Annotated in this window: 26 protein-coding genes; 25 read left to right on the plus strand and 1 reads right to left on the minus strand. The window is 55.5% G+C overall.

Annotation, left to right across the window (positions count from 1 at the left end):
• Nucleotides 1-46: 46 nt before the first annotated feature.
• The 6 genes from hfq (at nt 47) to ABIE60_RS10065 (ending at nt 6,382) form a co-directional block, all read left to right on the plus strand.
• The gene (hfq, locus tag ABIE60_RS10040) at nt 47-286 is read left to right on the plus strand and encodes an RNA chaperone Hfq (protein WP_091827810.1); all 240 of its coding nucleotides are present in this window, start codon (nt 47-49) and stop codon (nt 284-286) included.
• Nucleotides 287-294: 8 nt separating this feature from the next.
• Nucleotides 295-1,593: a ribosome rescue GTPase HflX gene (gene hflX, locus ABIE60_RS10045; RefSeq protein ID WP_354469269.1), complete on the plus strand. Its 1,299-nt coding sequence runs from the start codon at nt 295-297 to the stop codon at nt 1,591-1,593.
• Nucleotides 1,594-1,659: 66 nt separating this feature from the next.
• Entirely contained in the window at nt 1,660-2,868 is a 1,209-nt protein-coding gene (gene hflK, locus ABIE60_RS10050) for an FtsH protease activity modulator HflK (protein ID WP_354469270.1), read from the plus strand.
• Complete coding sequence (hflC, locus tag ABIE60_RS10055; protein WP_354469271.1) at nt 2,868-3,743, plus strand: protease modulator HflC; 876 nt, start codon at nt 2,868-2,870, stop codon at nt 3,741-3,743. The genes hflK and hflC overlap by 1 nt, the downstream gene beginning before the upstream one ends.
• A 123-nt stretch (nt 3,744-3,866) precedes the next feature.
• Nucleotides 3,867-5,045 carry an ATP phosphoribosyltransferase regulatory subunit gene (locus ABIE60_RS10060; protein ID WP_354469272.1) on the plus strand — a complete coding sequence of 393 codons (1,179 nt, stop codon included), beginning with the start codon at nt 3,867-3,869 and terminating at the stop codon, nt 5,043-5,045.
• A 41-nt stretch (nt 5,046-5,086) separates the two neighbouring features.
• Entirely contained in the window at nt 5,087-6,382 is a 1,296-nt protein-coding gene (locus ABIE60_RS10065; protein ID WP_354469273.1) for an adenylosuccinate synthase, read from the plus strand.
• Between the two features lie 92 nt (nt 6,383-6,474).
• Here ABIE60_RS10065 and ABIE60_RS10070 read toward each other — a convergent pair whose 3' ends face one another.
• On the minus strand, nt 6,475-7,290 hold the full coding sequence (locus tag ABIE60_RS10070) for an inositol monophosphatase family protein (RefSeq protein ID WP_354469274.1): 816 nt from the start codon (nt 7,288-7,290) through the stop codon (nt 6,475-6,477).
• Between the two features lie 130 nt (nt 7,291-7,420).
• On the opposite strand from ABIE60_RS10070, the gene ABIE60_RS10075 reads away from it, so the two are divergent.
• The 19 genes from ABIE60_RS10075 to murI all read left to right on the plus strand — a co-directional run bounded on the left by ABIE60_RS10075 (nt 7,421) and on the right by murI (nt 23,478).
• A complete protein-coding gene (locus ABIE60_RS10075; protein WP_354469275.1) occupies nt 7,421-8,179 on the plus strand; it encodes an RNA methyltransferase in 759 nt (252 codons plus the stop codon).
• A complete protein-coding gene (gene cysE / locus ABIE60_RS10080; protein WP_354469276.1) occupies nt 8,172-8,996 on the plus strand; it encodes a serine O-acetyltransferase in 825 nt (274 codons plus the stop codon). Before ABIE60_RS10075 ends, cysE begins: the two co-directional genes overlap by 8 nt.
• A 66-nt stretch (nt 8,997-9,062) precedes the next feature.
• Nucleotides 9,063-9,545 (plus strand): Fe-S cluster assembly transcriptional regulator IscR, encoded by a 483-nt coding sequence (gene iscR, locus ABIE60_RS10085; RefSeq protein ID WP_206835562.1) that lies wholly within the window; start codon nt 9,063-9,065, stop codon nt 9,543-9,545.
• 21 nt (nt 9,546-9,566) lie between these two features.
• Nucleotides 9,567-10,781, plus strand: a complete 1,215-nt coding sequence (locus ABIE60_RS10090) for an IscS subfamily cysteine desulfurase (RefSeq protein ID WP_354469277.1) — start codon at nt 9,567-9,569, stop codon at nt 10,779-10,781.
• 27 nt (nt 10,782-10,808) lie between these two features.
• Complete coding sequence (gene iscU / locus ABIE60_RS10095; protein WP_091827799.1) at nt 10,809-11,192, plus strand: Fe-S cluster assembly scaffold IscU; 384 nt, start codon at nt 10,809-10,811, stop codon at nt 11,190-11,192.
• Between the two features lie 39 nt (nt 11,193-11,231).
• Nucleotides 11,232-11,555 carry an iron-sulfur cluster assembly protein IscA gene (gene iscA / locus ABIE60_RS10100; RefSeq protein WP_091827842.1) on the plus strand — a complete coding sequence of 108 codons (324 nt, stop codon included), beginning with the start codon at nt 11,232-11,234 and terminating at the stop codon, nt 11,553-11,555.
• A gap of 27 nt (nt 11,556-11,582) precedes the next feature.
• Nucleotides 11,583-12,113: a Fe-S protein assembly co-chaperone HscB gene (hscB, locus tag ABIE60_RS10105; RefSeq protein WP_354469278.1), complete on the plus strand. Its 531-nt coding sequence runs from the start codon at nt 11,583-11,585 to the stop codon at nt 12,111-12,113.
• A gap of 10 nt (nt 12,114-12,123) precedes the next feature.
• Nucleotides 12,124-14,004: a Fe-S protein assembly chaperone HscA gene (gene hscA / locus ABIE60_RS10110; protein ID WP_354469279.1), complete on the plus strand. Its 1,881-nt coding sequence runs from the start codon at nt 12,124-12,126 to the stop codon at nt 14,002-14,004.
• Nucleotides 14,004-14,342, plus strand: a complete 339-nt coding sequence (gene fdx / locus ABIE60_RS10115) for an ISC system 2Fe-2S type ferredoxin (protein WP_354469280.1) — start codon at nt 14,004-14,006, stop codon at nt 14,340-14,342. Before hscA ends, fdx begins: the two co-directional genes overlap by 1 nt.
• 8 nt (nt 14,343-14,350) lie before the next feature.
• A complete protein-coding gene (gene iscX / locus ABIE60_RS10120) occupies nt 14,351-14,551 on the plus strand; it encodes a Fe-S cluster assembly protein IscX (protein WP_354469281.1) in 201 nt (66 codons plus the stop codon).
• Between the two features lie 91 nt (nt 14,552-14,642).
• Nucleotides 14,643-15,050: a nucleoside-diphosphate kinase gene (gene ndk / locus ABIE60_RS10125; RefSeq protein ID WP_354469282.1), complete on the plus strand. Its 408-nt coding sequence runs from the start codon at nt 14,643-14,645 to the stop codon at nt 15,048-15,050.
• 59 nt (nt 15,051-15,109) lie between these two features.
• Complete coding sequence (gene rlmN / locus ABIE60_RS10130; protein ID WP_354469283.1) at nt 15,110-16,243, plus strand: dual-specificity RNA methyltransferase RlmN; 1,134 nt, start codon at nt 15,110-15,112, stop codon at nt 16,241-16,243.
• A gap of 9 nt (nt 16,244-16,252) precedes the next feature.
• Nucleotides 16,253-17,029: a type IV pilus biogenesis/stability protein PilW gene (pilW, locus tag ABIE60_RS10135; protein ID WP_354469284.1), complete on the plus strand. Its 777-nt coding sequence runs from the start codon at nt 16,253-16,255 to the stop codon at nt 17,027-17,029.
• Complete coding sequence (locus ABIE60_RS10140; RefSeq protein WP_354469285.1) at nt 17,026-17,949, plus strand: RodZ domain-containing protein; 924 nt, start codon at nt 17,026-17,028, stop codon at nt 17,947-17,949. Before pilW ends, ABIE60_RS10140 begins: the two co-directional genes overlap by 4 nt.
• Nucleotides 17,950-18,017: 68 nt before the next feature.
• Nucleotides 18,018-19,259 (plus strand): histidine--tRNA ligase, encoded by a 1,242-nt coding sequence (gene hisS / locus ABIE60_RS10145; RefSeq protein WP_354469292.1) that lies wholly within the window; start codon nt 18,018-18,020, stop codon nt 19,257-19,259.
• A gap of 37 nt (nt 19,260-19,296) precedes the next feature.
• Nucleotides 19,297-19,956, plus strand: coding sequence for a YfgM family protein (locus ABIE60_RS10150; protein ID WP_354469286.1), 660 nt, complete (start codon nt 19,297-19,299; stop codon nt 19,954-19,956).
• Nucleotides 19,953-21,101, plus strand: a complete 1,149-nt coding sequence (gene bamB / locus ABIE60_RS10155) for an outer membrane protein assembly factor BamB (RefSeq protein WP_354469287.1) — start codon at nt 19,953-19,955, stop codon at nt 21,099-21,101. Before ABIE60_RS10150 ends, bamB begins: the two co-directional genes overlap by 4 nt.
• 75 nt (nt 21,102-21,176) lie before the next feature.
• Complete coding sequence (der, locus tag ABIE60_RS10160; protein WP_354469288.1) at nt 21,177-22,625, plus strand: ribosome biogenesis GTPase Der; 1,449 nt, start codon at nt 21,177-21,179, stop codon at nt 22,623-22,625.
• Nucleotides 22,618-23,478 (plus strand): glutamate racemase, encoded by an 861-nt coding sequence (gene murI, locus ABIE60_RS10165; protein ID WP_354469289.1) that lies wholly within the window; start codon nt 22,618-22,620, stop codon nt 23,476-23,478. The genes der and murI overlap by 8 nt, the downstream gene beginning before the upstream one ends.
• Nucleotides 23,479-23,675: the final 197 nt, after the last annotated feature.

Raw genomic sequence — 23,675 nt, forward strand, 5'->3', positions numbered from 1 at the left:
AATTACAACTACATAAAATAGCTATCCATTCTGGAAGGAGTTTGCAATGTCAAAAGGGCAATCACTACAAGACCCTTATCTTAATGTTCTGCGTAAGGAACGCGTTCCGGTATCCATCTTTCTGGTGAACGGCATCAAGCTGCAAGGACAGATCGAGTCTTTTGATCAGTTCGTGATTCTGCTGAAAAATACCGTCAGCCAGATGGTCTATAAACATGCCATTTCCACAGTAGTGCCCTCGCGTCCGGTCAAGCTGCCCGTGGCCGACGAAAAGCCTGCTGAATGAGGTATTAATTGTTTTTTGAACGTCCCGAATCTGGCGAGCGCGCGATCCTCGTCCACATTGAACTGGCCCGTGAGGCTGATCGCGAAAACCCCCGTGAACTCGAAGAGCTGGCATTGTCAGCCGGGGCCGATCCGGTTGAATTTCTGACCGGGTCGCGCGCCGATCCCAGTCCCAAATTCTTTCTTGGCAAAGGCAAGGTTGAAGAGCTTGGCGATCTCGTGCGTGAGCACGAAGCCGAACTGGTCATCTTCAACCATGCATTGAGCCCGGCACAGGAACGTAACCTGGAGCGTGAGCTGCAGTGTCGTGTGCTGGACCGTACCGGCCTGATTCTGGATATTTTTGCCCAGCGTGCGCGTACTCATGAGGGCAAACTGCAGGTGGAGTTGGCTCAGCTGGAGCACATGTCAACGCGGCTGGTGCGTGGCTGGACCCACCTTGAGCGCCAGAAGGGTGGTATCGGCCTGCGAGGCCCCGGTGAGACACAGCTCGAAACCGACCGTCGCCTGTTGCGTGCGCGCATCAAGTCCATCCTCAAGCGGCTGGAAAAGGTGCGCAAACAGCGTGAGCAGGGGCGGCGGGCGCGAAAACGTTCGGAAATACCCACCATCTCTCTGGTGGGGTATACCAACGCTGGCAAGTCTACCCTGTTTAACCGTTTGACTACCGCCAGTGTCTATGCGGCTGATCAGTTGTTTGCAACCCTCGACCCAACGCTGCGCAAGATTGAACTGGCGGATGTGGGGCCTGCCATTCTGGCAGATACGGTGGGTTTTATTCGTCATCTGCCGCACAAGCTGGTCGAGGCTTTTCGTGCTACCTTGCAGGAAACCACTGAAGCGGGCCTTCTGCTGCATGTGATCGATAGCTATGACGAAGAGCGTCTGGGCCACATCGAGCAGGTTGAGGCGGTGCTGGAAGAGATCGGTGCCGCTGAGGTGCCCGTATTACAGGTGTACAACAAGATTGATCAGCTGCCGGATGCGCAGCCACGCATCGATCGGGATGAAAATGGTATGCCCTGGCGTGTGTGGGTGTCGGCGGTCAGCGGCGAAGGTATTGACCTGTTGCTGGCGGCAATCAGCGAGCGCCTGGGCGAAGAGATGTTCCACCAGAAACTGACCCTGACCCCAAGGCAGGGAAGTCTGCGCTCGCAGTTGTATGCCCAGGGCGCAGTGGTTGCTGAAGAGGTGGATGACAGTGGCCAGATGCAACTGGAAATCAGGCTGCAAGTGAAGGATTTCAGACGGATTCTCAGTCGTTTGGGTATTGATCAGGAACAATACCTGCCGCAAGGGGTCGACTAAGCAGGTCGGTTGCGGCGACAATGATATCCAATACAGTTAATCAAGCGGTTTAGTACGGAGAGCACTATGGCCTGGAATGAGCCCGGCGGGAATGGCAATAACCATGACCCCTGGAGTGGCGGCGGTGATAATCGCGGCAAGCGCAGTGGTGGCAACGATCAGGGTCCACCTGATCTGGATGAGGCGCTGCGCAAGCTGCAGGATCGCTTGGGCGGAATCCTTGGGGGCGGCAAGAAAAAGGGCGGCTCTGGTGGCGGTTCGGGCAAGGGTCCGAGCAAGGCTGCCGGTGGCGGTTTCTTTGTTGTTATCATCGTACTGGCGGCCCTGTTCTGGGCCGGTATGGGGTTTTACACCGTTGACCAGCAGGAGCGTGGTATCGTGCTGCGCCTTGGCAAATATCATGACACGGTACAGCCGGGTCTGCAGTGGAACCCACCCTTGATCGATGATGTCACCAAGGTGAATACCACCCGCATTCGTACCTATGACCACCGTTCGTTGATGCTGACCGAAGATGAAAATATCGTCGATGTTGATATGACCGTTCAGTACGTGGTGGCGGACCCGGTCATGTATATTCTCAAGATTCGTGACCCCAGCGACAGCCTGGCACAGTCTTCGGAATCGGCGCTGCGCCATGTGGTCGGTACTTCCGAGATGCACGGCATTCTGACGGAAGGGCGTGACACCCTCGCGTTGCAGGTGCAGGCGCGCTTGCAGCGTTACATGGAAGATTATTCGACGGGTCTTCAGATCTCCAAGGTCAATATCAAGAACGCTCAGGCACCGCGTCAGGTGCAGGATGCGTTTGATGACGTGATCAAGGCTCGAGAAGACGAGCAGCGTGTAATCAACGAAGCTCAGGCCTATGCCAACGGCATTATTCCTGAGGCGAGAGGTCAGGCGCAGCGTTTGATGGAAGAATCCAACGCCTACCGCGAGGAAGTCGTTGCCAAGGCCACTGGTGAAGCCAGCCGTTTCACGGCACTTCTGACCGAGTACACCAAAGCGCCAGAGGTAACACGTGAGCGTCTGTATATCGATACCCTGCAGGATGTTCTGAGCCGTACCGGTAAGGTGATGGTCGATGTGGAAGGGGGGAACAACATGATGTACCTGCCGCTGGATCGTTTGACAGAGCAGCAGCCGTTGCGCGACACGTCCGGTCGGCCGGTCAGGCTGGATGAAAACACCCTGAATCAGCTGGCTGAGCAGGTATTGCAGGAGGCGCGTCAGCGTGCTCAGACAACCTCTGGCCTGAGGGAGGGGCGCTAATGAAACCGACAACTCTGTTCGGACTGATCGCTGTTCTGCTGGTCGTCATGGTGGGCTCCAAGTCCGTTTACATCATCAAGGAAACCGAGCGCGCCATCAAACTGCGCTTTGGTGAAGTGGTCGAGGCTGACATCCAGCCGGGTCTGCACTTCAAGATTCCGTTCGTGAACACCATTCGCAAGTTCGAAGGGCGTATCATCACGCTTGATGCTCGGCCGCAGGCGTTTCTGACGCTGGAGAAAAAGCGTCTGATCGTGGATTCCTTCGTCAAGTGGCGCATTGATAATGTAGAGAAATACTACACCGCGACATCGGGTGACGAGTTCCGTGCGGCAGATCTTCTTGCGAGCCGTATCGAGACCAGTCTGCGTAATCAGTTCGGTGAGCGTACGCTGACTGAGGTGGTTTCAGGTGCCCGTGAAGAGGTGATGGGGGCTGTTATTCGTGCGCTGAGCCAGTTGGCACAGAATGAACTGGGCATCGAGGTCATCGATGTTCGTGTCAAGCGCATAGAGCTGCCGCAGGAAGTGTCTTCCTCCGTATATGAGCGTATGCGGACGGAGCGTCTGCGTTTGGCGAGAGAGCTGCGCTCACGCGGTAAGGAGCTTGCCGAGGGTATTCGTGCTGATGCAGATCGCCAGCGTACGGTAATTCTGGCTGACGCTTTCCGTGAGGCCGAAATCGTACGGGGTGAAGGTGATGCTGAAGCAGCGGGAATCTATGCTGAGGCGTTTAATCGCGATGCCGAGTTCTACGGCTTTTATCGCAGCCTCAATGCCTACCGTGAGGCCTTTTCTGGAGCAGGTGACCTGTTCGTACTGGATCCGAAGAGTGAATTCTTCCGTTATCTGAACAGTGCGACCGGAAACCGATAAGGCAAAGTGACAGTTGCCCAAAACCGGGTGCCTTTGGCACCCGGTTTCGTGGTATAGTTGAACAACCGGGTTTGTGCCCGGTTTTTTTGTGATTCAGATCAACTGATGACAGCGGAGTAATGCATGGCCTTGGCAGATCGCTGGTTGCTGCCCGACGGAATTATGGAGCTGCTGCCGCCGCAGGCGCGGCAGGTGGAGCTGATGCGGCGCAAGGTGCTGGATCTTTATCACAGCTGGGGTTACGACCTGGTCATGCCGCCCATTGCAGAGCATCTTGAGTCCCTGCTGACCGGCGTGGGACATGATCTGGATCTCAATACCTTCAAGGTCACCGATCGCATCAGTGGGCACACACTGGGCGTACGCGCTGACATGACACCCCAGGTAGCACGCATTGATGCCCACCGTCTTCGTACGGAAGGCCCCAGTCGCCTGTGCTACTGTGGTTCGGTACTGCACACTCATCCTGCCAATATGCTGGCGTCTCGCAATCCGGTTCAGCTGGGTGCGGAACTATACGGTCATGCGGGCCCCGACAGTGATGTCGAGGTAATTGCACTGATGCTGGAAACGCTGTCAGCGGTAGGTGTTGCAGGGCCGATCAGTCTGGATCTGGGTCATGTGGCGGTATTCAGTCGGCTGATGCAGCTGTGTCAGCTGAATCAACAACAGCAGGCTGACTATCAGGATATGCTGCAGCGCAAGGCACTGCCTGAGATTGATCGTTTCGTCGCAGCGCTTGAGCTGGACGATCGTTCAGCTCTCTGGCTACAGACGCTGCCCCGCCTGAACGGCTCGGTTGATGTTCTGGCGCGCGCGCGTACCCTGTTTGCCAGCGATGCCGAGCTGGTGCAGGCGGTCGACGCACTTGATGCTCTGGCGCAGCGCGTTGTGCAGCGTTGTGATGGTGTATCAACCTATTTTGATCTGAGTGAGCTGCGCGGTTACCACTACCACACGGGTGTGGTATTCGCAGCCTACACTCCCAGCTATGGTCAGGCGCTTGCCAAGGGTGGGCGTTATGACAACATCGGTCGTGACTTTGGCCGTGCCCGTCCGGCTACCGGCTTCAGTGCTGACCTTAAGACACTGATTGATCTGTCCGCTTCCCGGCCTGCTGCCAATGGCAATGCCGTGCTGGCTCCGGCAGGTGAAGACCAGACGTTGCAGCAGGCAATTCGTCTGCTGCGTGCCTCCGGCGAGCGGGTTGTGCAGCAGCTGGATGGTGAGATTTCCGAACCCGGTCGCTTCCGGCGGCAGCTGGTTCCAAAGGGTGGTGACTGGGTCGTGATCGACCTTTGAGCGCATTTTTTTCTGATATCTAACGAGCATTCGAGACAGCAATGGGTAAAAACGTCGTTGTTCTGGGCACCCAGTGGGGTGATGAAGGCAAGGGTAAGATCGTTGATCTGCTGACCGAACAGGTCGCTGCCGTAGTCCGCTTCCAGGGAGGTCATAACGCAGGCCATACACTGGTGATTGATGGTGAAAAGACAGTCCTGCACCTGATTCCATCCGGTATTCTGCGTAAAAATGTACTTTGTCTGATCGGCAACGGAGTGGTGCTGTCACCGGAAGCTTTGCTGAAGGAGATTGCTGAACTGGAAGGGCGTGGTGTGCCGGTGCGTGAGCGTCTGCAGCTGAGTCCGGCCTGCCCGCTGATTCTTCCTTATCACGTTGCACTGGATCAGGCGCGTGAATTGGCCCGTGGCACTGCCAAGATCGGTACAACCGGTCGTGGTATTGGTCCGGCTTACGAAGACAAGGTGTCCCGTCGCGGTCTGCGTCTGGGTGATATGGCCGATCCTGAGCGCTTCGCCGTCAAGCTGCGCGAAGTGCTTGAATACCATAACTTTGTGCTGCAGAACTACTACAAGGTAGATGCCGTCGATTTCCAGCAAACGTTTGATGAAGCCATGGAAATGGCCAAGACGCTGGTGCCGATGATGACGGATGTTACGGCAAAGCTGCATCAATTGCGCAGGCAGGGTGCGAGCATCATGTTTGAAGGTGCACAGGGCTCGTTGCTCGATATCGACCACGGTACCTATCCTTACGTGACATCGTCCAACACGACAGCGGGTGGCACCTCGACGGGGAGTGGTTTTGGTCCTCTGTATCTGGATTACATTCTGGGTATTACCAAAGCGTACACTACACGTGTGGGTGGCGGTCCTTTCCCGACTGAGTTGCATTGCGGTGTGGGGCAGCGGCTGGCTGAACGTGGTCACGAGTTTGGTTCTACCACGGGGCGTGCACGTCGCTGTGGCTGGTTTGATGCAGTGGCACTGCAGCACGCCATTCAGATCAACTCGGTTTCCGGTATCTGCCTGACCAAGCTGGATGTGCTGGATGGTCTTGAAGAGATCAATATCTGTACGGGCTACCGTGACAGTAACGGCAACAGTGTGACTTCGCTTAACGGTAGTGAAGACTATGAGCAGATCCAGCCGGTTTACGAGACTGTTCCGGGTTGGCAGGAGTCGACGCTGGGCGCGCGTACGCTGGAAGAGTTGCCGGCTAATGCGCGGGCGTACATCACCCGTCTTGAGCAGCTGATTGAAGCGCCGATCGATATTATATCGACCGGTCCTGACCGCAATGAGACCATCGTGCTGCGCGATCCGTTCGATGCCTGAGGTCTTCTGATCTGCAGCTGAAAAAAAACCGCATTCGAGAATGCGGTTTTTTTTGGTCTGCAGCAGGCCCGATCAGAAACGGGCCAAATGAATCAGCGCAGCCCTTCGGCAGTGGCCGGGTGCAGTGTGCGCAGCAGTGCCTTGAGGATCTTGGAATTGGCAGTAACCAGATTGCCGCGTTCGCTGTAGCTGTTGCCGCCGGAGAAATCGCCGACCAAGCCACCTGCCTCACGGATCAGCAGCAGCCCTGCCGAAAGTTCAGAGGGGCTGAGGCCGATCTGGTAGAACCCATCCAGTCGTCCTGCCGCCGTGTAGGCCAGGCTCAGTACCGGAGATCCGCTGTTGTGCAGGGTCGCGCCCGCCTGCATGATTTCCTGCATCATGCGTACATGTGACTCCAGCCAAGGCTTGTCGCTCTTGCGTGCGTGATAGCCGGTGCCGATGATGGCGCCTTCCAGTGAGGTTCGATTGCTTACGCGCAGGCGCTTGCCGTTAAGCTGTGCACCCTTGCCACGACTTGCGGTGAACTCTTCACCAAACATGGGGTTGAGCACCACGCAATGTTCAGCCTTGCCGTTGATGAAACCGGTGATGCTTAAAGCGAACATCGGCAGGGCGTTGGAGAAGTTGGTCAGGCTGTCAATCGGGCTGATATGCCATTCGCAGTGACCGGGGCCTTCGCCAATCGGTGCATGTTGACCCGTATACTCACCAATCAGGCTGTGGTGCGGGTACGCCTTTTGAATGGTGTTGGTAATCGTGCGTTCAGCCTGCTGGCACAGATCACTGATGAACTCAGCAACATCGGCCTGCTCGGATTTGATCAGGTCAAGGCGTTCGAGGGTGCGGGAGATCTGTTCGCCTGCGAGTCGCGCTGCTCGCAGTGCTATATTAACCATCGGTTGCATCAGTGTCGGTTTCCGGTCTTCGTGGTTGTCAAAGGTCTATTGTAGCTTAGTCGGAGCCCGCGCTGAACAGGTGGTCTGCAACTCGGTGATGTTCTGATAGAATAGCCAGCTTTTAACGGCGTGCCTCCCTATGTCTGATCACATCAGAATCGTACTGGTTAACACAACCCATCCCGGTAATATCGGTGGCGTCGCGCGAGCGATGAAGAATATGGGCATCAGTGATCTTTGTCTGGTAGAGCCCAAGAGCTTTCCGCATCCCGATGCAGATGCCAGAGCTTCGGGTGCGACCGATATCCTTGGAAAGGCCCGCGTGGTGTCTACCCTGGATGAGGCGCTGGCAGATTGTGGGCTGATTTTCGGTACCAGTGCACGTGAGCGTCATATTCCCTGGCCACTGGTAAACCCTCGCGAGCTGGCTGCCATCGCGACTCCGCTCGAGGGTAAGGCGCGTGTTGCCATTCTGTTTGGTCGCGAAGACCGGGGACTGACCAACGAGGAGCTGCAGCGTTGTCACCACCATGTACATATCCCGGCTGTTGAAAATTTCAGCTCGCTCAATATTGCGGCGGCTGTGCAGGTTATTACCTACGAGTTGCGAATGGCACAGGTGGCCGATCAGCAGGCGGCCCGACCGCAGTGGGGGACTGACTGGGATATCGACCTGGCAGAGCAGCGCGAACTGGAGCTGATGTTCGAGCACCTTGAGCGCACGCTGGTGGAGATTGAGTTCCTTGATCCCAATAACCCACGCCAGTTGATGCCCCGCTTGCGACGTCTGCTTCAGCGTGCGGTGCCGGATAAAGTCGAAGTGAATGTGTTGCGCGGTATCCTCACGGCCATCGAGCGCCGTTCGGGGCAAGTGAAAAAGGACAAATCCGATGTTTGATCAGATTCGTGAAGATATTCGCTCGGTATTTCACCGGGACCCGGCTGCGCGTAACGCCTTCGAGGTGTTGACGGCCTACCCTGGATTGCACGCAATCTGGTTTCATCGCATTGCCAACTGGTTCTGGCGCAAGGGCTTGAAGTGGCTGGCACGGATGATTTCCAATCTGGCGCGTTGGCTGACCGGTATTGAAATTCATCCCGGCGCGACCATTGGGCGGCGCTTTTTCATCGATCACGGCATGGGGGTTGTGATCGGAGAAACCGCCGAGATTGGTGATGATGTAACGCTCTATCATGGCGTTACCCTGGGAGGCACCAGCTGGAACAAAGGGAAGCGCCATCCCACGCTTGGAAATAACGTGGTATGCGGTGCCGGTGCGAAGGTGCTGGGCCCCATTATGATCGGCGAGGGGGCGCGTATTGGTTCCAATGCCGTGGTTACGCGTGACGTGCCAGCGGATGCCACAGTGGTCGGTATTCCAGGGCGCGTGATTCGGCGCCATCCCGATGAAGACTCACCCGAAGAACAAAAGCGGCGCCAAATGGCAGACAAGGTTGGGTTCGATGCCTACGCCGTCTCCCGTGAAGTGTCCGATCCGGTGGCGCACGCCATTCGTTGTCTGCTGGATCACATGCAGGCGATGGATCACAAGGTTGAAACCATGGGCAAGGCGCTGTGCGAGCTCAAGCCGGGCTATTGCAACGAGGAACTGCCTGAACTGAAGTCGGAAGATTTTGAAGCGGCAGTGGACGAGCCTGAAACGCTGCGTCCTGCAGCGGAGCGCAAAGACCCGGTGAACATGTCGGACAAATAGTTGACTAATTTAGTAGGGATTTGCATAATACCCTCAGACTCGCAAGAGTGGGTGTGAGGGATAATTATGCGATTAACAACTAAAGGGCGTTACGCCGTGACGGCGATGCTTGATCTGGCATTGCACGAAGGCAAGGGGCCGATCAGCCTGGCTGATATCTCCGAACGGCAGGGAATCTCCCTGTCCTATCTGGAGCAGCTGTTTGCCAAGCTGCGCCGCAACGAGCTTGTGCGCAGTGTACGCGGGCCCGGTGGTGGATACCAGCTCAAGCGAGAGCAGGGTCTGATCAATGTGGCTGAAGTGATCGATGCGGTCAACGAGTCGGTGGACGCAACCGGCTGCCAGCACAACGGCGGCTGTCAGGGTGGTGAGGTATGCCTGACGCATCATCTCTGGTGCGACCTGAGTGATCAGATTCACGGCTTTCTGAGTAGCATCAGTCTGGCTGATCTGGTTGCACGACGAGATGTCCAGCAGGTGGCAGATCGTCAGCAGCGGCTGATCGCCAGCACTACCGAACAGTCAGCGCGCCATAAAGCCGCTGTGTGAGAGTTTTTTTGGAGAGATGAGATGAAATTGCCGATCTACCTTGATTACGCTGCAACCACACCGGTTGATCCGCGTGTGGCTCAGAAGATGACCGAGTGTCTGACACTGGACGGGAATTTTGGTAACCCGGCGTCCCGTTCCCACCTGTTCGGCTGGAAGGCTGAAGAAGCGGTGGAAAATGCGCGTCGTCAGGTGGCTGATCTGCTGGGTGCTGACCCGCGTGAAATTGTTTGGACATCCGGTGCCACCGAGTCTGACAACCTTGCAATCAAGGGTGTTGCCCACTTCTATAACAAGAAGGGCAAACATATCATCACCTCGAAAATTGAGCACAAGGCGGTGCTTGACCCCTGTCGTCAGCTGGAACGTGAAGGTTTCGAGGTGACATATCTGGAGCCGGACAGCAACGGTATCATCAGCCCGCGCCAGGTTTCCGAAGCGCTGCGTGATGACACGATTCTGGTGTCCCTGATGCACGTGAACAATGAAATCGGCACCGTTACCGATATCGCGGCCATCGGTGAGATTACCCGTGAGAAGGGTGTTCTGTTTCATGTCGATGCGGCTCAGAGCGCTGGCAAACTGCCAATCAATCTCAACGAACTCAAGGTGGACCTGCTGTCGGTCTGCGCACACAAGATATATGGCCCCAAGGGTGTCGGTGCTCTTTATGTGCGCCGCAAGCCGCGTGTACGCATCGAAGCCCAGATTCATGGCGGTGGTCATGAGCGTGGTATGCGTTCGGGCACCTTGCCGACCCATCAGATTGTGGGTATGGGTGAAGCCTTCCGTATCGCCGGTGAAGAGATGGTGGCCGAGACGGCCCGCCTGGAAGGGCTGCGCGAGCGTCTTTGGAAAGGTGTCCAGAATATGGAGGAGGTGCACGTTAACGGTTCTACCGAGCAGCGCGTGCCGGGCATCCTGAATATCAGCTTTGCCTTCGTGGAAGGCGAATCGCTGCTGATGTCGATAAAGGATCTGGCGGTATCTTCAGGCTCTGCCTGTACTTCAGCCAGTCTTGAGCCGTCCTATGTGCTGCGTGCGCTGGGGCTTAATGACGAGCTGGCACACAGCTCCATACGTTTCTCGCTGGGTCGGTTCACCACTGAAGAGGAGGTGGATTATGCAGTTGAACAATGCCGTCACGCAGTGGAAAAGCTGCGTGAACTGTCGCCGCTGTGGGATATGTATAAAGATGGCGTCGATCTGAGCAAGGTTGAGTGGGTTCACCACTAACACCGCTAAAGTTTTTGGAGGTTTATCATGGCTTACAGCGAACAGGTAATTGATCATTACGAAAATCCGCGCAATGTCGGTAAAATGGACGCCGATGATCCGCATGTAGGCACCGGCATGGTGGGTGCCCCGGCGTGTGGTGACGTAATGCGACTGCAGATCAAGGTCAGTGATGAGGGCGTGATTGAAGATGCGCGCTTCAAGACCTACGGCTGCGGTTCAGCCATTGCATCCAGCTCTCTGGTGACCGAATGGGTCAAGGGGATGACATTGGATCAGGCATCCGAGCTGAAAAACTCTCGTATTGCCGAAGAGCTTGCTTTGCCGCCGGTGAAGATCCACTGCTCGGTTCTGGCCGAAGATGCGATCAAGGCTGCAGTAGAAGACTACCGCAAGAAACAGCAGAAGTGAGTGAAAGCGGGGGCTGATGCCCCCGTGACTGGGGTGATTATGGCGATTAGCATGACACAGGCCGCGGTTGACCACGTCGCGCGCTACCTGGAACAGCGGGGCCACGGGGAAGGTATACGCCTTGGCGTCAGAACATCGGGCTGCTCCGGCATGGCGTATGTGCTGGAATTTGTTGATTCCGGCGAGCCTGAAGATGAGGTGTTTGAGTTCGGTGGCGTCAAGGTAATGATTGACCCCAAAAGCCTGACTTACCTGGATGGTACTGAGCTGGACTTTGTGCGAGAAGGACTCAATGAAGGGTTCAAGTTCAACAACCCGAACGTACGAAGCGAATGTGGTTGCGGTGAAAGCTTCAACATCTGACCCGTTCGGGGTTATTGAGGTCGGTTGATGGATATCACGCGCAACTATTTTGAATTTCTCGGCCTGCCGGTCAGTTTTGCTATCGATCAGGCCGAACTCTCCTCGCGTTACAGGGAGCTGCAGAAGCGGCTTCATCCTGACAGACATTCACATCAGTCTGATCGAGAGCAGCGTCTTGCGGTTCAGTATACCGCCTATCTGAATGAAGCCCTCTCTACCCTCAAGTCGCCGTTGCGACGAGCGCAGTATCTGTTATCCCTTCAGGGTATCGATACTCTGCATGATTCACGTGTACAGCTCGATCCCATGTTTCTCATGGAACAGATGGAGCTGCGCGAGCAGGTAGCCGAAGCGCCTGAATGCAGTGACCCTGAGGCAGAGCTGGAGCGTTTGACGGCGTTGGTGGAAGCCGAGCTGCGTTCACTTGAGTCCGGCTTTGCTCGTGCCTGGGAAGCGCAGGCACTGGAGCAGGCGGAGCTACAGGTGCGCAAGATGCAATTCATGTCCAAGCTGCAGACGGAAGTCGCAGCGCTCGAAGACAGACTGTTCGAAGACTAACGGAAGCACTATGGCACTACTGCAAATAGCTGAACCCGGACAGAGTCCGGAGCCGCACGCACGCAAGCTGGCGGTCGGAATTGATCTGGGTACGACGAACTCACTGGTAGCATCGGTGCGCAGTGGAACGGCTGTTACCCTGGCGGATGCGCAGGGGGGGCATCTGCTGCCCTCTGTTGTGCGCTATCGCGCCGGAGAGGCTCCTCTGGTGGGCGCTGGAGCGCTGGCAGGTGCCGCCCAGGATCCACACAATACCATCAGTTCGGTCAAGCGTCTGATGGGGCGTGGCGTAGAGGCGATGAAAGGGCTGGGTGACGAAATGCCCTATCATCTGGTCGCGTCCGACTCCGGCATGCCCTATTTACAAACGGCAGCCGGAAACAAAAGCCCGGTCGAGGTCTCGGCTGATATTTTGTCTGAACTGGCTGAGCGTGCGCGTGCAGCGCTGGGTGGTGAATTGGAAGGTGCCGTTATTACGGTCCCTGCCTATTTTGATGATGCACAGCGTCAGGCGACCAAGGATGCCGCACAGCTGGCTGGACTTAAGGTGCTTCGCCTGCTGAATGAGCCAACGGCCGCAGCGGTTGCCTATGGTCTGGACCAGGAAGATGAGGGTGTGATCGCCGTCTACGATCTGGGTGGTGGTACCTTTGACATCTCCATTCTGCGACTGAACCGTGGCGTGTTTGAAGTGTTGGCGACCGGTGGTGACACCGCCCTGGGTGGAGATGATTTCGACCGCATGCTGGCGGAGTACCTGTTGCAGCAGAGTGGTTTGGCTGAACAGCTGGATGCGTCATCGGCGCGCAGCGTTTCAGCCCTTGCGCGACGCATCAAAGAGCGTCTTACGGATGAGGCCGAGGTGACTGAAACCCTTTCGGCAGGTGGTCGCGAAGTTGAGGTACATGTTTCTCGTGCTCAGCTCGATGCGCTGATCGAACCACTGGTGAGTCGTACCCTGCGCACCTGTCGACGTACGCTGAAGGATGCAGGAATTGACAAAGCCGATATCGCTGAAGTTGTCATGGTGGGCGGCTCGACCCGCGTGCCGCGTGTGCGTGATGCCGTGGGCGAGTTCTTTGGTCGGGCGCCGCACATCGACATAGATCCGGATCGTGTGGTGGCGATCGGTGCGGCGCTGCAGGCGGACGTGCTGGTTGGCAACAAGCCGGACAGTGACATGCTGCTGCTGGATGTTATTCCGCTGTCCCTCGGACTTGAAACCATGGGGGGGCTGGTGGAAAAGATTGTACACCGTAATACGGCTATCCCGGTTGCAAGGGCGCAGGAGTTCACCACCTATCAGGATGGTCAGACCGCAATGGCGATCCATGTGCTTCAGGGCGAGCGTGAGCTGGTTAGTGACTGCCGTTCACTGGCGCGTTTTGTTCTGCGCGATATTCCGCCGATGGCCGCGGGCGCTGCCAAAATTCGCGTGACCTTTCAGGTTGATGCTGACGGCCTGCTCAATGTGTCGGCACAGGAGCTTTCGACGGGTGTGGTCAGCAGCATTCAGGTGAAGCCATCCTACGGTCTGAGTGATGACGAAATTGCACGTATGCTGAAGGAATCCTACAGTCATGCTGCAGAGGACCTTGAGGCCCGCAATCTGCGCGAGCAGCAGGTAGAAGCCGAACGTATTATTGCCGCGCTGAGGGCGGCAATGTCACAGGACGGGAATCTGCTGAGTGAGGCTGAAGCTTCCATGCTGCAGTCGGAAATCGCCACGCTTGAACGGCTGGTTGCAGAGGCCGATTACCGTCGCATCGAAGCGGGGGTTGAGCAGCTGGCCAAGGCCAGCGATTTCTTTGCTTCGCGTCGGATGGACCAGAGCATTTCCCGTGCCCTGTCCGGTCATACCATTGATGAAATCGACAAGGAGACCCGCTGATGCCACAGGTAATCTTTCTTCCGCATGAGGAATTGTGCCCTGAAGGCAAGGTCATAGAGACAGAAGGCGGCATCACAATCTGTGATCTGGCGCTGGCCAATGGCATCGAAATCGAACATGCCTGCGAAAAATCCTGCGCCTGCACCACCTGTCATGTGATTGTGCGTGAAGGCTTTGATTCTCTCAATGAGGCGGATGAGCTGGAAGATGACATGCTCGATAAGGCCTGGGGTCTTGAGCCGGAGTCGCGCCTCAGCTGTCAGGCGGTTGTGGATAATCAGGACCTGGTTGTTGAAATTCCCAAGTACACCATTAATCAGGTGTCAGAACAGCACTGAGGTGAGTTATGGGTCTCAAGTGGACAGATGTAAACGATATTGCCATCGAGCTGGTTGAGTGTTTTCCGGAACAGGATCCGCTGAAAATCAGCTTCCCGGACCTGTATACTCGGGTGATGGAGCTTGATGAGTTTGATGATGATCCCGACCACTGTGGCGAGAAAATCCTCGAAGCGATCCAGATGGCCTGGATCGAGGAAATGGATTAACGCCACTCAGTCGCTGCTGTTCAGTCAGAGGCGCTTTGCGTATAATGTTGCGCCTTATTGACCTTAGTACTATAGATTGGGGATGTTACCTATGGCAGTTGAACGCACACTTTCCATCATCAAGCCGGATGCAGTGGCAAAGAACGTAATTGGCGAAATCGTCAGCCGTTTTGAAAAAGCTGATCTGAAAATTGTCGCCATGCAGATGAAGCAGCTGAGCAAGCAAGACGCTGAAGGCTTTTACGCTGAGCATAAAGAGCGTCCGTTCTTCGCTGACCTGGTTGCTTTCATGACTTCCGGTCCGGTTGTTGTTCAAGTGCTGGAAGGCGAGAATGCAATCGCTCTGAACCGCGAACTGATGGGCGCAACCAACCCGAAAGAAGCGGCTGAAGGGACTATTCGCCGTGATTTTGCCGAGTCCATCGATGCTAACGCAGTACACGGTTCCGACTCTGCTGCTTCTGCCGAGCGCGAAATCGCCTATTTCTTCGGCGCCTGATTGACCCTTCGGGCTGCCCGTCCGGGCAGCCTGTTACCCCAAAGACGAGTAAACATCCGATGTCCGAGTCCCCCACCAAGATCAATCTGCTGGGACTGTCGCCCGCCAAGCTGGAAGACTTTTTTGAACAGATGGGCGAAAAGCGTTTTCGTGCCACCCAGGTACTGAAATGGCTGCATCAGCAGGGCGCATCCAGCTTCGATGAAATGACCAACATCAGCAAGGCACTGCGTGCCCGGTTGGCTGAAATGGCCGAAATCCGCGAGCCGGAAATCCTGCTGGACAAGGTGTCCAAAGACGGCACTCGCAAGTGGGTCATAAGGATGGACGGTGGCTCGGCAATCGAGATGGTTCTGATCCCTGATGGTGATCGGCGCACGCTTTGTGTCTCTTCCCAGGTTGGCTGTTCACTGGATTGCAGTTTCTGCTCCACCGGCAAGCAGGGATTTAACCGTAATCTGTCTACAGCGGAAATCATCGCCCAGCTGCGGGTGGCCATCCGCGCATATGGTCCGTTTGATCCTTCAGAGCGTCGAGTCAGCAATGTCGTGCTGATGGGTATGGGGGAGCCGCTGATGAACTTCGACAATGTTGTTGATGCGACTCAGCTGATGATGGACGACAACGCCTATGGTCTGTCCAAGCGTCGCGTGACACTGAGCACGGCGGGTGTGGTGCCGGCACTGGACAAGCTGCGTGAAGTCAGCGATGTATCGCTGGCCATTTCGTTGCACGCACCGAACAATGCATTGCGTAACCAGCTGGTTCCAATCAACAAGCGTTACCCTATTGAAGAACTGATCGCTGCCTGCAACCGTTATCTTGAGGGGTTGAATGACAAGCGTGTGATTACGGTCGAATACACTCTGATCGAGGGTGTTAACGATCAGCCTGAACACGCCCGGGAACTGGTCAAGGTGCTGCGCCAGGTGCCCTGTAAGTTGAACCTCATTCCGTTCAATCCTTTCCCCAACTCTGATTACCGCCGCCCATCGGAAGAGGCGATTCAGCGCTTCAAGGATATCATGCTCAAGGCTTCGATCATCACGACGGTAAGGCGTACCCGTGGCGATGATGTGGATGCGGCCTGTGGGCAGCTGGTGGGCCAGGTTGAAGACCGCACGCGCCGTAGCCAAAAATATATTCCTGTGGTACAAGAAGAGCCTGTTCACGGAAAGAGTCAAGGGTTATAAGGGGGTAAAGTGAAACGATCCGGTGTGTTGATGTTGCTGCTTGCAGTAACGCTGATGGCTGGCTGTGCGAGCCAGACCACCGGTTCCGGCAATGCTGCCAATTCACCTCAGGAGGCGCTCGAAGCCTATACCAGTCTTGGTCTGCAATACCTTCAGGCGGGCAATACCGTCAATGCCAAGATGTCGGTTCAGCGTGCCATTTCAATCGATTCGGGCTATGCCCCGGCTTACAATGCGATGGCGCTGATTTTTCAGGCCGAGCAGGAGTTTGAACTCGCCGAAGAGTATTTTCGCAAGGCACTGGCGACGGACAAAACCTCCGCGATGATTCATAACAACTACGGTGCATTCCTGTTTTCGCAGCAGCGCTATGAAGCGGCCTGCCGGCAGTTAAGCCAGGCGACCACTGATCCCTTCTATCAGCAGCGTGCTCAGGCGCTTGAGAATCTGGGGCGCTGTTACCTCTTGACTGATTCGCCTGAAGAGGCACAGGAGGCGTTCAGGCGCTCCCTGGCAATTAACGGTAACCGGCCGGTTGCGTTGGTTGAATTGTCGGGGCTGCTGCTGGACAAGGGTGATACAGCAGGATCAAGCCGTCTGTTTGAACGTTTTCGTGAACTGGTCGAGCAGAAGCGGACTGAACACAGCTCCAGAAGTCTTTGGCTGGGGGTGAGACTTGCCCGTGCGGAGCGTAACGTGTCTCGGGCTGCAACCTACGCGCTGCTGCTCAAGAATTTGTACCCGAAGTCGCAAGAATATCGGCTTTATGAGGAGACAGCTCAGTGAGCGAAGAGTCCCGATCCGAAAACATAACCAACGATTTTCCAGCAGGTCAGTTTGTTCAGGCACGTGAGCAGCAAGGGCTCAGTGTCGAGCAGGTCTGCAGACAGCTGAATCTATCCAAGGCGGTGGTACAGGCGATTGAAAAGGGGGATCTGCAATACCTGTCCGATCCTGTTTTTTCACGTGGTTACATCCGCTCCTACGCCAAATTTCTCAAGCTGGATGCGGATGCACTTGTTGCCAGTTACAACCTGGCGAGCGGTAATGTCCAGACAACCGGAACGGTGAAAGCCATCGGTACGGTTTCAACCGTGCCCGGGCGGCATCAGGGGCGTCCGTTGCTCAGGATTGGCAGTTGGCTTTTCGTGTTGGCCTTGATTGCAGCCAGTGTATGGTGGTGGCAGACCCAGCAAGGTTTCACGACAGCTGATCGTGAACCGCTGGATGACAGGCCGTTCTCGATTGAAACCAGTGATGGCAAAACACTGGTTTTGCCTCAGGTGGATGATGCAGTTTCCGAAGTTGAAGTCACCGAAGACGGTGAGGCAGCTGCTGCGGCGCCGGATGTCACGCCCGAAAATGAGGAGCCGGTCTACCTCACGGACGATCAGGTCCAGCAGTTGCAGGAAGCGCAAGCGGCAGCGTCTTCTATTGCCGAGCCTGAAGTGCCTGCGCCTGTTTCAAGCGGTCTCGATATCACATTCAGTGATGACTGCTGGATCAGTATTCGTGAAGTGGGCGGCCGCACGCTGTTCAACGGCGTGGCACAGGCAGGACAATCGCTCAAGTTCGAGAGCGATGCCACGCTGGCTGTGGTTGTTGGTAAGGTAGATGCCGTGAGTCTGTTCAGCTACCAGGGGAAGTCCATTGATCTTGCAGCCATGAGCAAGGACAATGTTGCCCGCTTGAGCCTACCGCTTTAAAAAATCCTACATATCCCTATCGAAACAGGAAAGCTGACGTTTTGAGCAAAATTAAAGCCATTCGCGGCATGAATGACATCCTGCCTGACCAGACACCGGTTTGGCAGTATCTTGAAAGCACCGTAAAGAATGTACTTGGCAGTTATGGCTATGCTGAAATACGCATGCCGATTGTAGAACAAACCGATCTGTTCAAGCGCTCCATCGGTGAAGTGACCGATATTGTTGAGAAAGAGATGTACACCTTTGAAGACCGCAATGGTGAAAGCCTGACGTTGCGGCCAGAGGGAACGGCGTGTTGTGTTCGCGCCGGTGAAGAGCACGGCCTGTTGTACAACCAGACTCAGCGCCTCTGGTATCAGGGGCCCATGTTCCGTTACGAGAAGCCCCAGAAGGGTCGCTATCGCCAGTTCCACCAGGTGGGTGTGGAGGCATTTGGCATGGCCGGGCCGGATATTGATGCCGAAATTATCCTCATGAGTGCTGCTCTGTGGCGTCAATTGGGTATGGAGCAAGCTGTAACGCTGCAACTCAACTCTCTGGGCAGTAATGAGGCACGTGCACGTTACCGCGATGCGCTGGTGGAATATCTCAGCCGGCATTCTGAGCAACTGGATGAGGACAGCCTGCGTCGGCTGGAATCAAATCCCCTGCGCATTCTGGACTCCAAGGATGAAGGTACCCGTAAACTGCTTGAGCAGGCTCCGGTTCTGACCGATTATCTTGATCAGGAATCTGCCGCTGACTTTGAGCAGCTGTGTACAATACTGGATGCCGCTGGGGTGAAATATGAAGTGAACCCCTATCTGGTACGCGGTCTGGACTACTATTGCAAAACCGTTTTCGAGTGGGTGACTGATCGGCTGGGGGCCCAGGGTACCGTGTGTGCGGGCGGGCGCTATGATGGTCTGGTCAAACAGTTGGGCGGAAAACCAACTCCAGCTGTTGGTTTTGCAATGGGCGTTGAACGCCTGATCCTCCTGCTTGAGACGCTGGAAGTGGTGCCTGATCAGGTGCGTCAGACATTTGACTTATATCTGGCGGCAGAGCAGAAGGGAATACAGGCGGAGCTGATGCTGCTGGCCGAACAGCTGCGCCATTCTTTGCCGGGGCTACGTATTCGTACCCATTGTTCAGGACTGAAAAATATTGCGGCCAAGGCTCGCCAGACCGGGGCGCCGGCGATAGCGCTACTTAAGCGCGCCGAGTCAGATGAGATGCAGGCATCTCTTTGGTATCAGGAACAGACAGTATATGATCTTGGCACTCAGCAGCTGGCAGATCAGCTGAAACAGATTTTTACAAGCTGACGTGTGGCCAGGCGATTCAATTTAGCAGGAGTGGACAGTGGCAGAATTGCGTACCGAAGAAGAACAGGTGCAGGCGCTCAAGGAGTGGTGGAAGGAAAACGGCAAGGCGCTGGTGATTGGTGTCGCTGCCGCGGTTGCGATCGTGCTTGGCTGGAAAGCCTGGCAGGGCAATCAGGAACAGAAAGCAGCCAATGCTTCAGCCCTGTACCAGAATCTGACAGAAGCTGTACAGCTGTCAGCAGGTGGCATCAATGAGTCGCAGTATGCAACAGCGGGCCATCTGAATGAACAGCTTCGGTCCGACTATGCTGACACGGCTTATGCACGTTACGGCGCCCTGATGATGGCTTCAATGGCTGTCAGTAACGGAGAGATCGAGCGTGCGCTTGAGGAGCTGGACTGGGTGCTGGGTGCAACGACTGAAACCGATAATATTGCGCGTGTCGCCACGCTTCGAAAGGCCATGCTGCTGAGCCAGCAGGGTGATGCGGATGCAGCCATCAACCTGCTGGGAAGTGTTGATGCAGGTATTTATGAAGTGCAGTACCAGGAGCTCTTGGGTGATCTGCATGCCGATAATGGCCGGCCGAGCGAAGCTTTTGCGGCCTATGATAGAGCCCTGAAACTGGGTGGTGGAGAGCAGTTGCGCCCGCTTCTGAAGATGAAACGGGATGATCTTGCAGGAGCCGAATCATGAAGTATTGGATAAAAACCGCAGCGGCGCTCGCCATGAGTCTCTCGCTTGCTGGTTGTGGGCTGTTCAACAGTGAAGAAACCGTTGAGCCTAATCCACTGGTTGACTTCGAAGCCGAGCAGCAATTTCAGCAGCTGTGGAGCTTGAGCACCGGAGGCAGTCTTGGCTCTAAGTTTCATCAGCTGGTTCCCTCCATCCATGAGCAGCAGATTTTTGCAGTCAGTGCCCAGGGCGACCTCGTTGCAGCGGATCTTGCATCAGGACGTGTCAATTGGCGCGTCGATCTGAAAACTCCGATAGGTGGTGGCGTTGGTGCCGGTAACGGTATCGTGGTTTTGGCCACTGAATCGGGTGTGGTGATCGCCTTCGATACCGAAGACGGTACAGAGCGTTGGCGCTATCAGGCTTCTTCTGAAGTGATTTCCCAACCACAGATGAATGCGGAGCTGGTTGTTGTTCAGCAGCTTGATGGCAAGATTACGGCGCTTGAGGTTGGTAATGGTAAGCGGCGCTGGAGTTATGACAGTCAGATTCCGCGGCTCAGCCTGCGCGGTACAAGCGCACCTATTGTAGCGGTTGACCTCACTTTGGCGGGTTTTGCCAATGGCAAACTGGTTGCAGTCGAAAATGCATCGGGGCGGCCTGTCTGGGAACAGCGTATTTCACTGGCTGAGGGTAGAACTGAACTTGAGCGTATTGTCGATATTGATGGCAAGCCCCTGGTCTACAACCGTCTCGTCTACGTCGGCAGTTATCAGGGCCGCCTGGTGGCGCTGAATCCTGGTAATGGACAGGTTGTATGGAGCCAGGATTTGTCCACCTACCGTGGTCTGGCCGGAGGCTTCGGGAATGTATATGCAATCTCGGATGAGGATCATGTACATGCATTTGATGCGCGTAACAGTGCCAGTGTGTGGCGTCAGGACAGTCTGCAATACCGCCGTCTGACTACACCGGTCGTGGTGGGGAACTCGCTGGTAACGGCTGATGCAGATGGTTATCTGCACGTCATGTCTCAGGTTGACGGTCATTTTACAGCCCGCCATCGCGTCAGCTCATCCGGTGTTCAGAGTGATCTGCTGGTGCGTGACGATGTGCTCTATGTACTCAGCAATGATGGTCGTCTGACTGCGCTGAAATTTAAATAATCCGGATCTGTGGGTCCATTTTCGGCGGCCGCTGTTATCCACAGTGGCCGCCGTGTTGTTTTCAGGTGAAATCCTATGTTGCCCGTAATTGCACTGGTTGGTCGTCCCAACGTTGGCAAGTCCACTCTGTTCAATCGTTTGACACGCTCGCGTGATGCACTTGTTGCTGATTTGCCGGGTCTGACCCGTGACCGCAAGTACGGAGAGGGCCGTGTTGGCGACTGTGACTACATTGTTATCGATACTGGTGGCATTTCAGGGGATGAGGCCGGTATTGATCAGCGCATGGCCGAACAGTCACTGTTTGCGATTGATGAAGCGGATGTGGTTCTGTTCCTGGTAGATGGTCGCGCAGGTCTCAACCCGGCTGATGAGATGATTGCAGACCATCTGCGGCGCAACAATAAATCCTGTTGGCTGGTAGTGAACAAGACCGATGGTATCGACCCGGATACTGCCATGGCTGATTTTCATGCGCTGGGTATTGGTGAGCCAGTAGCCATCGCCGCGTCTCATGGCCGTGGTGTCAGCCAGCTGATTGATGAAGTGCTCGCGCCCTTTATGCCTGAGGAGGAAGGCGAAGGTGAAGGCGAAGAAAAGGCAAAGGAAGCCTATACGGATAATATTCGAATCGCCGTGATCGGACGTCCGAACGTGGGCAAGTCGACACTGGTTAACCGAATGCTGGGCGAGGACAGGGTTGTGGTCTTTGATCAGGCCGGCACGACTCGTGACAGTATCTATATTCCCTATGAGCGTGATGAGCAGAAATATATCCTCATCGATACCGCCGGTGTGCGCAGGCGAAAAAACATTAAGGAAGCGGTGGAAAAGTTCTCCATCGTGAAGACACTGCAGGCGATCAAGGATGCGAATGTTGTTATAAGCGTCATTGATGCGCGAGAGGGTGTAACCGAGCAGGACTTGAGCATGCTTGGTTTTGTCATCGACTCAGGGCGTGCGTTGGTTGTTGCTCTTAACAAGTGGGATGGCATGAATCCTGACGAACGCGCCGATGTTAAAACCCAGGTAGAGCGAAAACTGGCGTTTGCGTCTTTTGCGCGCTTTCACTTTATCTCCGCATTGCATGGCTCGGGTGTTGGCGACCTGTATGTATCGGTCAATGAAGCCTTTGATTCGGCGATGGCGAAATGGTCTACCAATCAGCTGACTCGGCTGTTGGAAGATGTTGTGGCTGATCACCAGCCGCCGGCAGTCAACAATCGACGCATCAAGTTGCGTTATGCCCACCAGGGCGGCTCCAATCCCCCGATTATCGTGGTGCATGGTAATCAGACTGATGCGCTGCCTGGTTCGTACAAGCGTTATCTGGAAAACCGCTTTACCAAATACCTGAAGGTGCGTGGAACACCGATCCGATTTGAGTTCCGAACCGGTGAAAACCCCTTTGCGGGGCGCAAAAATCCCCTTACCGCACGTCAGGAAGCTAAAAAGGAGCGGAGTCGTCAGCATATCAAGACACTGAAGCATAAAGCCAAGAAGCGGGCGCGTCGTGATGGCTGAGGTTGCAGGTCCACGTTCAAACCATGCCATCGGTGTGTTTGACTCCGGCGTTGGCGGCTTAACGGTTCTTAATGCGCTTAGGCAGGTGCTGCCTGAAGAGCACCTGGTCTATCTTGGTGATACCGCAAGAGTGCCCTACGGTACCAAAAGTGCATTGTCAGTCCGCCGTTATGCCGAGCAGGCCGTGTGTGCCCTGAGCAGTCGTCAGATCAAGGCTATCGTCGTTGCATGCAATACCGCTTCGGCCATGGCGCTTGAACACCTGCAAAACTGCTACCCCGACCTGCCTGTACTGGGGGTGATCGAGCCTGGTGCCGAAGCGGCCTGCCGTGCGAGTCGACTGGGGCATATCGGCGTCATCGCGACCGAAAGTACAACAAACAATCAGGCATATCAGAAGGCCATTCTTCGATTAAGGCCTGATGCGCGCATTCGTGCTCAAGCCTGTTCGTTGTTTGTTGCTTTGGCTGAAGAGGGGTGGCATGAGGGTGATCTGGTAGAACAAATAGTCGCACGCTGTCTCCAGCCGCTGCTGTTGACCGATCAGCAGTTTCCTCTGGATACGCTGGTTCTGGGCTGTACTCATTTCCCTGCATTGAGGAAAGCGATCGCATCGGTGGTCGGTGATACCATTCAGCTGGTTGACTCGGCACAAACAACGGCTGAGGCGGTAAAGCGGGAGCTGGAAACCAAGGCGTTGCTGAACACAGAGGAAGGGCGGGGCGGGCTGACCTTCCTGGTAACGGACGGACCCGAACGTTTTGCGCGAGTAGCGACGAACTTTTTCAGTGAACGGATCGATCCTGCATCGGTTGAACTGGTTGATATCCAGCACTACACTGCTGAAAGGTAAAAAAGTGGTGGGAGGGCGTTGACAGCAGTCCGGATCGCTGTAGAATACGCCACCTCATCAGCGCTGACCGCGCGTTGTTTTCTCCGCCAAGGCAGTGAAAACAAACGAAAAAAACGGTTGACACTGAAACGGGCTGCGGTAGAATACGCGCCTCGCTTGAGACAACAGGTTGCACCGAGCAGTTCAACGGTGCGGTT

It is taken from the genome of Marinobacterium sp. MBR-109 (assembly GCF_040547565.1).
GTDB lineage: Bacteria > Pseudomonadota > Gammaproteobacteria > Pseudomonadales > Balneatricaceae > Marinobacterium.